Origin of the sequence: Methanobrevibacter sp. TMH8 (assembly GCF_020148105.1) — an archaeon.
In the GTDB taxonomy this organism is placed as follows: Archaea; Methanobacteriota; Methanobacteria; order Methanobacteriales; family Methanobacteriaceae; genus Methanobinarius.
Window position 1 is genome coordinate 156,345 of the sequence record NZ_JAHLZE010000038.1, and the last position, 13,379, is coordinate 169,723.

The following is a 13,379-nucleotide window of genomic DNA, read 5'->3' on the forward strand; positions in this document are numbered from 1 at the left end:
AAATTGAAAAATATAAGTAATATATTTAATATATTTATTGAACTCTAAACATCTTTTTATTTGCATTTAAACAATTTATTAAGGAACTATTTTATGAGAAAAAAAGATAGAGAGATAACAGACATATCAGAAATAATCAAAATAATGAATAAATGTGATATTTGTAGAATTGGAATATTCGATGAGGAATATCCTTATATAATTCCTTTAAATTTTGGATATAACTACAAAGATGGACAATTATTCCTTTATTTCCATTCCGCAATTGAAGGGAAAAAATTAGATTTAATTAAAAGAAATAATAAAATAGCTTTTGAAATGGATTGTTCTAAAGAGCTTAAATCTGGTGATATTCCATGTAAATACTCCATGAATTACGAAAGTATTTGTGGAAATGGTATAATTGAAATTCTAAATAATAAGGATAAAATAAAAGGATTAAAATATCTAATGAAAAATTATTCTAATAAAAATTATTCAGATACTGATTTTGAAGAAAAAATCTTAAAAATAACCACTGTTTTAGAATTAAAAGTTGATAAAATCATTGGAAAATCTTTAAAAAAATAATAATAACTAATAAAAATAAGAATAAAATAAAATAAGAATAACTAATAATAAATAATAAGAAAAATAAGAAAAATAACAGAAAATATTTTATATGTTCTAAAAGGATTATTTCTTCTTAATATCTTTTTCAATCTTTTTAATTGCTTTATTAGCTGCCTTTTTAAAATCTTTATCTTTTTCTTTTCTTCTAGCTTTTTTAATTGGATCGATAGCTTCTTCAACTCCCATATCACCAAGAGCTCTGATAGCTGCGAGACGTACACCCCAATCTTCTTCTTCAAGCATAATTTCTGCTATATCATCAATTTTATCAGTAGCTTTAAGCTCGCCAAGAGACCTAACAGCTATTTTCCTAACACCAAAGTCTTCATCATGGATAGCTTCTGCAAAATAATCAATAGCTTTTTGACTACCAGTACCCTTTAAAGCAAAAGAAGCAAATCTTTTATATTCTCCTTTTTCACTGTTAACCACTTCAATTAATCTATCAACGACTGATTCTCCTATTTTTCCAAGGTTTTCAGCTGCTTTATGTCTAACTGGAGTATTTTCATCATTCATGGCTACTATCAAAGGTTCTACAACAGCTTCATCATTGATTCCTTCTAAGCTATTAACTGCAAGTTTCCTTACTTCCACATCATCATCAGTTAATTTAGCTATAGCTTCTTCCATAGATAATTTTTCTTCATCTTTATTCATATTTTCACCGTTTGGTCATTCAATATACAATAAGATTATATTATCATATATTACTTTATATTAGATATTGATATTATTATTCTTTATATCATTATTCATCAAAAATACTTTTATATATTCTATATAAATTTTGTAAATTTTTTATAAATTTTTTATATATTTTTTTATAATAATTATTTTTATTATATTCAAATATAATTATATTAAAACTTATATTATATTAAAACTTATTCATTTTAAGGATATAATATGAAGAATAAAATAGATATAAGCAAAAAGATAAACTAAACTAGTAAAAATCTTCTTATAAAAATGTTAGAAAAGTTAGAAAAAAATTTATTATTCATAATAAACAAATATAATAAAAACTAATTTATTTTTATTTTTATAATTGATAAAATGATAAAAAAACAAACCAAAAGCTATTCTAAAAAGGATATTTACAAAATCCTTCATCCATGGGTAAAAGAATGGTTTGATAACACATTCAATGATTTCACTCCGGCTCAGAAGCAAGCCATTGTAGATATTCATAATAACAATAATGTATTGGTTTCATCACCAACAGGGTCTGGTAAAACACTTACTGCTTTTTTATCTGTTATTAGTGAACTTACAACTCTGGCAGAAAAAGGAAATCTAGAAGATAAGGTCTACTGCATATATATTTCACCACTTAAAGCATTGGACAATGATATTGAGAAAAATTTAGAAGTTCCACTATCAGAAATTGATAAAATAGCTATTAAAAATGGTGCAACTTATAAAAAAACTGCAACAAAAACCGAAAAAGGGCTTGGAATTAGGAAAGCCGTCAGAACTGGAGATACTACTCAATATCAACGATCAAAGATGCTGAAAACTCCCCCACACATCCTTATTACAACACCTGAAACATTATCAATATTGCTTGTAGCTCCAAAATTTAGAGAAAAGTTAGCTAATGTTAAGTATGTTATAATTGATGAAATCCATTCACTGGCCGAAAATAAAAGAGGAGTTCATCTTAGCCTATCATTAGAACGTTTACAACATCTTATTGGAGGATATACAAGAATCGGCCTTTCAGCTACTGTGTCACCTCTTGAAAAAGTAGCTAATTTCTTAGTTGGATATGAATATGGGACCCCTAGAGACTGTCTAATTGTTGATGTTAATTATCTTAAAAAACTTGATATGGAAGTCCTTTCTCCAGTAGATGATATTGTAGTAGCTGATTCAGAAGAAACCCGTCTTGCAATGTATAACCTTGTTGATGATTTAATAATGGAACATAAAACAAGTCTTATTTTCACAAATACTCGTCGTGGGACCGAAAGTATGGTTTATAATCTTAAAAAGATGTTTCCTGAAAATTATAATGACAATAATATAATGGCCCATCATTCATCTCTTTCAAAAGAAATTCGTCTTCAAGCAGAAGATAAATTAAAAGAAGGGAGCTTAAAAGCTGTTGTTTCATCAACATCATTAGAATTAGGAATTGATATAGGATATATTGATTTAGTAATACTTATAAACTCTCCAAAATCAGTTTCGCGAGGATTACAGAGAATCGGAAGAAGTGGACACCAGTTGCATGAGAAATCAAAGGGAAGACTTATAGTAACCGATAGAGATGATCTTGTTGAATGTTCAGTACTTCTTAAAAATGCAAAAGAAGGCAAAATCGATAAAATTAAGATTCCACATAATGCCCTTGATGTTTTAGCACAACATATATATGGAATGAGTATTGAAAACCCATGGGATATTGATTATGCATATGATGTTATTAGAAAGAGTTACTGTTATAAAGATTTAAGCAGAGATGATTTTGAAGATGTACTTAGCTATTTAGCTGGAGAATATGGTGAGCTTGAAGAAAGATATGTCTATGCTAAAATTTGGATCGATTATGATAAAAATCAGTTCGGAAAAAGAGGCAGACTTGCTAGAATGTTATATTCAACCAATATCGGAACTATTCCAGATAGTACTTCAGTAGCTGTAAAATGTGATGGAGATATTATTGGAAGAATTGAGCAGGATTTTATGGAAAAACTGAAAAAAGGAGATACTTTCGTTCTTGGTGGTGGAATATATCGGTTTAACTACGGAAGAGGAATGACAATAAATGTTTCACCAGCCAGCGGCCCTCCAACAATACCCTCTTGGTTTTCACAACAACTTCCACTTGCATTTGACTTAGCTCTTGATATTCAACGTTTTAGAGCTTTTATGGAGTGGAGATTTGCAAAAGGACATAGCAAAGAAGAGATTATGGAATTTATTGATGAATATTTATATGTTGATGAATTTGCAGCTAACTCAATATATGAATATTTTAATGAACAATATCTCTATGCACAGATTCCAAGTAATAAAAAATTATTGATTGAATATTATACAGGTTTTGGTGGAAGAAAATTCCTAATATTCCACACACTTTTTGGAAGACAAGTAAATGATGCACTTTCTCGGGCAGTTGCTTATATTATAGCTAAAAAAAATAAAATCGATATTACAATAAGCATATCCGATAATGGATTTTATCTTAGCTCTGATAAACGAATGGGAGGACTTGAAGCATTTAAAGAACTCCACTCAGAAACACTTCGATCAATACTTATAAAAGCTATTAACAAAACAGAAACATTAGCGAGTCGTTTCCGCCATTGTGCAGGGCGATCTCTCATGACACTCCGTCGATACAAAGGTCAGGATAAATCTGTTGGAAGGCAACAAGTAAGAGGGAAAATATTACTTAAATTTGTAGAGGATATGGATGACAATTTCTCTATCCTTAAAGAGGCTAGAAGAGAAGTTATCGAAGATTTTATGGATGTTAAAAATGCAATTCGTGTTCTTCAATGGGTGGAAAGTGGACAACTTGAAATTAAAACAATAAATACGGTTATTCCTTCGCCATTCGCATTTAATTTAGTTTCACAAGGATATTTAGATGTTCTTTCCCAGACCGACAAAGCTGAATTTTCAAAAAGAATGCATAAAGCCATTTTAGAAAAAATTAAAGATCAGCTGAAAGAAGATTATTATTAATTAATAGTATTCTTAAGATCAGATATCTAAAACTAAATATTAAAACTTCTTTAAAATTTATAAAAAATTCATAATATTTTTAAATACTTATGAATTATTAAAATATATTTTAAAAATTATCATAAAACTAATATATTAACTTTATTTTCAATATATACCTTAAAATCATTACAAAAATATGATATTAACAATATTTATAGCTAATATTTTCAGCTATATTTTCTATTTCATTTTTTACAAAAAACATAAATATTTAAAAGATATATAATAACATATATGAAAATTTTAGTAACATACTACTCAAGGACACAAACCACAGCAAGAGTAGCTAAAGAAATCCAAAAGAAATTAAATTGTGATATTGAGGAAATAATTGATATCAACAAACGTTCAGGAGTTATAGGTTATTTAAAAGGAGGTTATGATGCAATGAAAAGCAAACCTGCCAAAATAAAACCTATTGAAAAAAATCCTTCTGAATATGATTTGGTTATAGTTGGAACTCCAGTTTGGGCATCTACAATGGCCCCTGCTATATTAGAATATCTAAAAGAAAATAAAGAAAAATTTAATGATGTTTCTTTCTTCTGCACTTGTGGGGGTAGTGGATATGATAAAACATTAGCAAAAATGGAGGAAGTTGCAGATAAAAATCCATTAAATAATTTATATCTAACAAAAAATGATATTGAATCATCTTTTGATTCTAAAATAGAGGGATTTATTAAAAATATTGAAAATATTGAAAAATAGAATATTATTAATAGAATATTGTTATTTATAATTATTTATCCAAATTATCTATAATTCTAGTTATGTTCTATTATATTTTTAGTATATTACCCTAGTTAAATTAAATCAAAGGATTAAACTAAAATTAAGCTATATCAAACTAAATATTATAATATAATTAAAAACTCAAATTAAAAATATAATATTAGAGAAATTAATTATAATATTATAAAAAATAAAGATGTGAAAAAATGTTTATAATTCAATTGGAATTTTGGATACTATTTGCAGCTACATGTTTATTGTTAGAATTAGTTAGTGCAGGTTTTTATTTAATGTCTGTAGGAATAGGTTCAGCATCAGCAGCTGTAGCTAACTACATAGGCTTTGATCCAACAACACAACTAATAGTATTTGTTATTGTTACAATAATTTGCTTAATTGCTTCCAGACCACTTGCACATCACCTTACAGCAGGAGGACCTGATGTAAAAGTAGCTGCCGAACGATTAATAGGTGAGGAAGGAATAGTAACAGAACCTATTGACCCAGAAAATGCAGGTATGATAAAAATATCTGGAGAAGAATGGAGAGCGATATCTAATGTTGACATAGGAGTTAGAGAAAAAGTTATTGTTGAAGAAGTAAAAGGTGTAAAACTAAAAGTTATAAAAAAATAATAATAAAAATAATTTAAAAGATTAGATATGTATAATAATATTAGATAAGTATAATATTTAATAAAAATTATAAAATAAGAAATTCATGAAATTATAAAAATTATAAAGTTTATAAAGTGATAAAATGGATATGTTAATATTAACAATTATAGTAATAATTATTATAGTTGTTTTAGCATTTAAAGCTGTAAAAATATTAAGACCTTATGAAAAAGGTGTTGTTGAAAGATTTGGTAAATATCGAAGAACTGTAGAAAGTGGTTTGACATTTATAATTCCATTTATTGAAATAATTAGAAAAGTGGATCTTCGTGAACAAGTAGTAGATGTTCCACCACAAGAAGTTATTACAAAAGATAATACCGTTGTTGTAGTAGATTGTGTTATATTTTATGAAGTAACTGACCCATTCAATGCAGTTTACAATGTTGTTAATTTCTATCAAGCTATAACAAAGTTAGCTCAAACAAATCTTAGGAATATTATAGGCGATCTTGAACTTGATCAAACCCTTACCTCAAGGGAAATGATAAATACTCAACTTCGAGAAGTTCTTGATGAAGCTACTGACAAATGGGGAACTCGGGTTGTTAGAGTAGAAATTCAAAGAATTGAGCCTCCAAAAGATATTGTAGATGCAATGAGTAAACAAATGAAAGCTGAAAGGATGAAACGTGCAGCTATACTCGAAGCAGAAGGATACAAACAATCTGAAATTAAACGGGCTGAAGGAGACAAACAAGCTGCAATTCTTGAAGCAGAAGGCCAAGCAGAAGCTATTAAAAAAGTAGCTGACGCTCAAAAGTACGAAGAAGTAGCTATTGCAGAAGGTCAAGCAGAAGCTACAATTGATGTTTATGATGCTATTCATGCAGGAAATCCTACTAATGATTTAATAGCTATTAAATATTTAGAAGCTCTAGAAAAAATAGCTGATGGAAATTCTACAAAGATATTCTTACCAACTGAAGTTTCTGGAATACTTGGTTCTATTGGAGGAATAGCTGAACTATTTACTGATGAAGATTTAAACAAAAAAGAAAAACCAACAAAAGTCAAAAGTTCAAAAATTCAAAAAATAATGGAAAAAGTTAAAGAAACATCAGATGAAGTCTACAAACCAAAAGAATAATTAAAATTAAGAATTGGGTGCCATTAGCACTGATATATTAAGTAGAGTATGGAATGATTATATGGGAGAATTATCAAAATTACCCAATATAGGTAAAGTTTTAGAAAGCCAACTGAATAAAATAGGGATAAAAACAGCGAAAGACCTTGAAGAATGTGGTTCTCATGAAGCATGGTTAGCTATAAAAGAAAATGATCCTTCTGCATGTTATAATCGATTATGTGGAATTGAGGGAGCTATTCAAGGAATCAGATGGCATGATCTTTCAGATACTGACAAAAAGAGTCTGAAAGACTTTTATTCTTTACATAAATGAAAAATGTTCTTTAAAAATCTATAATTTTGTTTAAGAATCTATAATTATATATTAAAATATTTTTCTTTTTGTATTTATTTTATCCAATTCTATTTATTTATATTTAAATTTATTTCTATATTATTCATCTAAATTTCATTAATTTATTTTAATTTTATTTTTATTTCATTTCATTTCATTTCACCATATTTCACTTCATCCCATTTAATTCTATTTTAATAAAAAATTCATCTATTTTTATAAATTATTAACTAAATCAACAATAAAATCAACAATATTAATTAATTTTAAAAATATTTTTAAAAGTTGTTCAGAAAAAAGTGAAAAAATAATAAAAAATTAGAAATAATAAGAAAAAATTATAAAAAATGTGAAAAGCTTATATTTTATTATATCATAATATAATCATATATTTTGATATTTCAGAATATGAAAATTTAATTTAGAGGTTTATAAATATAAAAATATAAAAGAAATTTTTTAATAAAAATAAAATGAAAATAATGGGAAATTTCAAAAAAGGAGGGATAATACTGACTCAAAAAATTAAAATAGGAATAGTGGGATACGGCAATCTAGGAAAAGGAGTTGAATTAGCTATAGAGCAAAATGAAGATATGGAACTTATATCTATATTCACAAGGAGAGATCCAACTACCTTAAATAATCCATTAATGGAAAATATAGGTAAAATCAAAGATTACAAAGATAAAATTGATGTGATGATCTTGTGTGGAGGTTCAGCTACTGATTTACCAGAACAAACCCCTGAAATCGCCAAAATGTTTAATACTGTTGATAGCTTTGATACACATGCAAATATCCCCATACACTTTGGAAAAATTGATAAAATCGGGAAAGAAGCAAAAACTCTTAGTTTAATTTCAACTGGTTGGGATCCAGGACTATTTTCAATGTATAGGATTATGGGAGAAACTATGCTACCTGTTGGGAATACTTACACATTTTGGGGAGAAGGAGTTAGTCAAGGACATTCTGATGCAATTAGAAGAATTGAAGGTGTTGTTGATGGTAAACAATACACAGCACCTATAGAAAAAGCATTGGATAAAGTTAGATCTGGAGAAAACCCAGAGTTTACCACTAGAGAAAAACACCTCAGAATATGTTATGTAGTTACTGAAGAAGGTGCTGATGAGACAAAAATTGAAAATGAAATAAAAACTATGAAAAATTATTTCGATGAATATGATACTGAAGTAAATTTCATAACTCAGGAAGAATTAGATAAAAATCATAGCGGTATGCCCCATGGAGGATATGTTATAAGAACTGGTCGTTCACAAGCAGGGAACAATCAAAGAATGGAATTTATTTTAGAACTCGGAAGTAACCCAGAATTTACTTCTAGTGTTTTAGTTTCTTATGCTAGAGCTGTTAAAAGAATGGCTAATGAAGGAAAAACTGGATGTATGACTGTTTTTGATGTTCCTTTAGCTATGCTTTCACCAAAGTCTGGAGAAGAATTAAGAAAAGAGTTATTATAAATTAAAACATATATCAAACATTATTAGATTACTGAATTTTTACATGTTATTTACTATGTTAAAATAATACAAACCAAATAATATGTTCAAAATTTCAAGTAATTTAATAATTAATCTATTTATTTTGTGTCCAATTTTTGATTTTATTTCTATTCATAATAATATAACTAGTTGCATTAATATGCATACAATAAAATTCAAATCAATATCATTTATTTGTATTTAATATTAAAATTTCATAAAAATAGGAATATATTAACATATTAACTAAATAAAACAAAATCAAATAAATTAAAGGATTTTATTCATGCAAAAAATATAATAATCATATAATACTTTTATTATATATTTAAGCTAATTAAAAAAATAATAAAAGAAAAAATAATAAATTTAATAAATAGAATATTTTAGGTGTTTTAGACCCTATTTTTTAAGCATTTTTTGAGTAGTTTAGATTTATTTTTTTTGTAATAATTTACAACATTTAAACCTGTTTTTGCATAAGATATTCTAATAGAAGAAGAAATAACTGAGCTAGATTCAATTTGAAGTTTGTTTTTATTTACTTTCTTTAAACTTGTGGATTTCCATTTAGTATCATCTAAAATATATTTACCCTTTTTGTTTTTAGTATAAACTTTTACATCCATATGTAATCTCTTAGTTTTACCATTATAAAATGTTTCAAAAACAACAACAGATCCATTATTGCATTTAATTTTTCCAGAGTCGATTTTCTCTTCAGACACAACTTTTTTTTCTTTTGTGACTGAAGCTGCTTCAGCTGCAGACACCATTGCAATGCTCATTAATACTGCTAAAATTAATCCTACAATAATTTTTTTATTAAACATATATTTTACACCCCTATCTGTTTTATCAAGAATTATACTAATATAATTCTTGACTAATAATAATATTATTTTGCATCATATTTATATGTATGTATCCATCCATCCACAATATTCTTATAAAATTTAAAATAAAATATTGCCCCAGTTCCTTTTATATTTAATTAACATTTATCCCAATCATTATTATTAGTCATCAATAATAAAATAATTATGAAAAATCCACTCAAAATAATTAAAACTATAACAAACTATTGCAAACTATAATAGTTACTTCTAATATAATAATCATCCAGTCATTGAACTTTACACCACTATTAATAATTTACCTCCACATTACTGATTTATATCATAGTTAAATATGTTTTGTCCCACTAATCCCAATTAAATAATGAATAGGAATTAACATTGTATAATGATATTACATAATGCAACCCATTACTAATATCATCTTGATAAACATGATTTTATTATATTTATAGAAAAACAAAAAATATATTTAATATAATAAATAAACATATTATTACAGCAATTATATTTAATATTTTAAAAATATTAATATAATAAAACATGGAGAACTAAAATAATAAATAAGGTGATCAAATGGTAAAATGGGGACCCGTGATTATTGGGTTTATATTAACAATTATATTAGCAGCATTAAACCTTTCTTGGGCTTATGAAACAATAGGACTTTTAATAATCGGATTCATTGTTGGATATCTAGCAAAAGAAGGTGCATGGGGAGGATTAGTTAATGCTGCTATTGCAGGATCTCTAGGAACTATTATTGCAGCTATACTTTTAGCAATAGTAGGACTATTTGGAGGAGTAGCAGGATTAGCAATATTCGGATTTGCAGGACTACTAGCTGTTATTGTAAGTTTAATATATTATGCAATAATAATGGGAATTACTGGGGCCATAGGAGGATCATTAGCTGGAGATAGAATGAATTAAATATATAACTAAAACAGTTATTATTTTTAATTTTTTATTTCCTCTTTTTGTTTCTTCTTTTTATTTTCTTAATTTTACTTTTACTCTTTTTTGTTTCTTCTTTTTTGTTTCTTTTTTTATTCTCCTTTTTTGTCTCTCTATTTTTATTACTCTCTTATTTAAATTAATATAACATATATTTGTTTATTAAATAGAATTATTTTTACTCATTTTTATCTGAATTTAATATTTTTATTGAGAATAATAATCAATCATACATTTTTATTTTCTTTTAATAAAAAATAATGATTAAAATCAAATAGAAATAATTATAAGAAACAAAATAATATTATAAATATAGAATATAAAAACAAATCAAACACTGATTAAATTCAATGTATGGGTGAGGAAATGGAACTTAAAGATATTTATCAAAATATAAACTGGAGATCTCTGATACTTGGAGCAGCGATCTTTGCATTTATTGTTATTTTAGCTATTGATTATAAATTAGATTTTTTACTAATATTTTCATCTGCAGGTCTTTTATATATAGGTTATGCTTCTCGAAACAGATTACAAGGAATTATTCTTGGAGCTATAGGAACACTTCCTTTAGGAATAGCTACCATAGCTTTCCAACGTCTTGGACCAATTACTGGGAATAATATTGAAGTTTGGATAATAATTTCATTTTTAGCTATTGGTGCTTTTTGTGGATTTACTGGATCCTATTTTAGTTCTAGTAGAAAAAAAGCAATTGAAAAGAAAATGGCGCAGGAGAATATAGGCAAAGGTAGTAAAAAAAAGAATAAAGAAAATAAAACTAAATAAAATAAAATCATTAAAAATATAAAAAATAAAAATTAGAACATGAAAATAAATAATTAAATAAGTAAGAAATAATTAAATAATTAATAAATAAGTAATAAATTAAAATAAATAATTAAAATAAAAAATAGAGAATAATTAGGTAATTATTTTCTCTATTCCTCCTTCTTTTAAAGCTGTTTTTATTTCACGAGCCACTCTTCTACCCATACTCATTGGTTCCCCATAAGTAAGGTAACTGTATGATGAACCATTCATGAAAGTATTAGTTCCACCATCAGTTCTTGCACTAATTTCAAATACAATAACTTCAAGATCATCATTAACAAGAGTTTGCATACAGAATGGACCATTCATTCCTGGAGATACTAATTTTGCAGCTGATTTTACTAATTTTTCACCAATTTCAAATACTTGTGGTAAAAGTGATTCCCTCATAACTACTGGGTGATTTCCTGTTATAACATAAGAAGGATCAAAGTTAACATCTAATTGATCTTTAGCTGGCATTCGAACTAAACCATCAATACTAGACTCATATCTACTATCAACACCCATAAGTTCAACTTCATCTTTTAATGCTGAATAGAAATAGTGTATACAGTAGTTACAACCAGTAACATATTCTTCAATATGTGCTTGTGCAACATCTTCATCTTCAATCCAGTTTCTTTCTTTCATTGCATCAATTTTTTTATCGAATTCCTCAGGTGAAGAAGCTACAAAGTATCCTCTACCTCCTCGAGCTCCTGGAAACTTAACCATAACAGTTCTATCAATTTCTGATGGGTTGCTGTATTTGTAAGGTATCCTTATGTCATTTTCAACTAAAAGTTGACGTTCAAGATCTCGTTCTGCTTCCCATCTTAAGATATCCCTATTTCCAAACATAGGCACATTAAAATCATCTTCAACTCTGTCAAGACCTGCATAAGCTACAAAAGACCCATGAGGGACAACAATTGAATTCATATCTTTTAATTTCTGTTGTACATCATCATCCACAATATCTTTGAACTTATCTACCATTATATATTCATCAGCAACATCAAATCGTTTATAAGGTATTTCTCTCCCTTTTTCACAAACAACGGCAGTGTTAAAACCTTCTTCCTTAGCTCCATTAAGAATATGGAGGGATGTGTGGCTTCCAAGAGTAGCTATAGTAATATCATTTTTGTCGTATTTATCCAAGATATCCAAAATATCTTGTTTTTTTACCTTTCCCATTATTTTATCTCCTATATTGAGTATATAATATATTCATATATAATCATATGATTTTTATATAATAATCATTTACATCTACAGCACATCATTATAATGTGGATTTTTTCTATCAATGATTAATTATTATTAATAATAATTAATAATGATAATTCTATTATTTAATAGTACTTTATACTTTATAAGATTATCTGATATTGATCTAAAACAATTTTTTAACAAAAATAAAAATAGATTATTTTCAAATTTTAAAAGGTATTTCTGATTAAAAATCTCAACAACTATTGTAAATCTATTTTCATCACCGTCAAAAACTATAATTTCTAAAAAATCAAAAAAATCATATTAATTAATCCTTTTAAAATAAAAAACAAAAATATCTTGTTCATAATCAAAAACAAATAGAAAAAAATTTTTATTCATATTCATAACCCTAAATTTTTAGTTATATAATTGTATCAAATATTGATAATCTAATAAAAATTAATAAAGTTGATGAAATTAATAAAATTAATAAAAATTAATAAAAAAGAGAATTTTAAAAAAATAAAGAACATCCAAATTTTATTACTTTAAAAATAAAAAAATTTTAAAATAAAAATTTTAAAATAAAAAATAAAGGTAAAATTTATTAATTTATTACTTTATATTAGCGATCTAATTTTACGTGTTTGAATCTTGGCCTCTTAGATAAGTGTACCAGTACAAGACTCCGACGAAGATTGCACCACCAATAATATTTCCAATAGTAACTGGAATTAAATTGTTAACAATACATTGATACCAAGTAACTTTCCCTAAGAAAATCCCAACAGGTATGAAAAACATATTAGCAACAGAGTGCTCAAA

13 protein-coding genes are annotated in these 13,379 nt (G+C 26.4%); 9 read left to right on the forward strand and 4 right to left on the reverse strand.

Annotated elements, in window-relative coordinates; genetic code table 11:
- Positions 1-93 precede the first annotated feature (93 nt).
- Positions 94-570, forward strand: coding sequence for a pyridoxamine 5'-phosphate oxidase family protein (locus tag KQY27_RS09120; RefSeq protein WP_224426268.1), 477 nt, complete (start codon positions 94-96; stop codon positions 568-570).
- A 105-nt stretch (positions 571-675) separates the two neighbouring features.
- Here KQY27_RS09120 and KQY27_RS09125 read toward each other — a convergent pair whose 3' ends face one another.
- Positions 676-1,272: a HEAT repeat domain-containing protein gene (locus KQY27_RS09125; protein WP_224426269.1), complete on the reverse strand. Its 597-nt coding sequence runs from the start codon at positions 1,270-1,272 to the stop codon at positions 676-678.
- Positions 1,273-1,671: 399 nt separating this feature from the next.
- On the opposite strand from KQY27_RS09125, the gene KQY27_RS09130 reads away from it, so the two are divergent.
- From KQY27_RS09130 to KQY27_RS09155, 6 genes are all read left to right on the forward strand, one after another.
- The gene (locus KQY27_RS09130) at positions 1,672-4,314 is read left to right on the forward strand and encodes an ATP-dependent helicase (protein ID WP_224426270.1); all 2,643 of its coding nucleotides are present in this window, start codon (positions 1,672-1,674) and stop codon (positions 4,312-4,314) included.
- Between the two features lie 276 nt (positions 4,315-4,590).
- Positions 4,591-5,067, forward strand: a complete 477-nt coding sequence (locus KQY27_RS09135) for a flavodoxin (protein ID WP_224426271.1) — start codon at positions 4,591-4,593, stop codon at positions 5,065-5,067.
- A 230-nt stretch (positions 5,068-5,297) separates the two neighbouring features.
- Positions 5,298-5,726, forward strand: a complete 429-nt coding sequence (locus KQY27_RS09140; protein WP_224426272.1) for an NfeD family protein — start codon at positions 5,298-5,300, stop codon at positions 5,724-5,726.
- A 130-nt stretch (positions 5,727-5,856) separates the two neighbouring features.
- Positions 5,857-6,858, forward strand: a complete 1,002-nt coding sequence (locus tag KQY27_RS09145) for an SPFH domain-containing protein (protein ID WP_342765758.1) — start codon at positions 5,857-5,859, stop codon at positions 6,856-6,858.
- A 13-nt stretch (positions 6,859-6,871) separates the two neighbouring features.
- Positions 6,872-7,174: a TfoX/Sxy family protein gene (locus KQY27_RS09150; protein ID WP_224426274.1), complete on the forward strand. Its 303-nt coding sequence runs from the start codon at positions 6,872-6,874 to the stop codon at positions 7,172-7,174.
- Positions 7,175-7,668: 494 nt separating this feature from the next.
- A complete protein-coding gene (locus KQY27_RS09155; RefSeq protein WP_224426275.1) occupies positions 7,669-8,682 on the forward strand; it encodes a diaminopimelate dehydrogenase in 1,014 nt (337 codons plus the stop codon).
- A 416-nt stretch (positions 8,683-9,098) separates the two neighbouring features.
- Here KQY27_RS09155 and KQY27_RS09160 read toward each other — a convergent pair whose 3' ends face one another.
- Positions 9,099-9,536, reverse strand: a complete 438-nt coding sequence (locus KQY27_RS09160; RefSeq protein ID WP_224426276.1) for a hypothetical protein — start codon at positions 9,534-9,536, stop codon at positions 9,099-9,101.
- A 600-nt stretch (positions 9,537-10,136) separates the two neighbouring features.
- On the opposite strand from KQY27_RS09160, the gene KQY27_RS09165 reads away from it, so the two are divergent.
- Positions 10,137-10,493: a DUF5518 domain-containing protein gene (locus tag KQY27_RS09165; RefSeq protein ID WP_224426277.1), complete on the forward strand. Its 357-nt coding sequence runs from the start codon at positions 10,137-10,139 to the stop codon at positions 10,491-10,493.
- Positions 10,494-10,883: 390 nt separating this feature from the next.
- Positions 10,884-11,306: a hypothetical protein gene (locus KQY27_RS09170; protein WP_224426278.1), complete on the forward strand. Its 423-nt coding sequence runs from the start codon at positions 10,884-10,886 to the stop codon at positions 11,304-11,306.
- Between the two features lie 135 nt (positions 11,307-11,441).
- On the opposite strand, the gene KQY27_RS09175 is transcribed toward KQY27_RS09170, so the two are convergent.
- Together KQY27_RS09175 and KQY27_RS09180 are read right to left on the reverse strand one after the other, a co-directional pair.
- On the reverse strand, positions 11,442-12,533 hold the full coding sequence (locus KQY27_RS09175) for a formate--phosphoribosylaminoimidazolecarboxamide ligase (protein WP_224426279.1): 1,092 nt from the start codon (positions 12,531-12,533) through the stop codon (positions 11,442-11,444).
- A gap of 660 nt (positions 12,534-13,193) precedes the next feature.
- A partial coding sequence (locus KQY27_RS09180; RefSeq protein WP_224426040.1) for a formate/nitrite transporter family protein occupies positions 13,194-13,379 on the reverse strand: 186 nt, incomplete at its 5' end.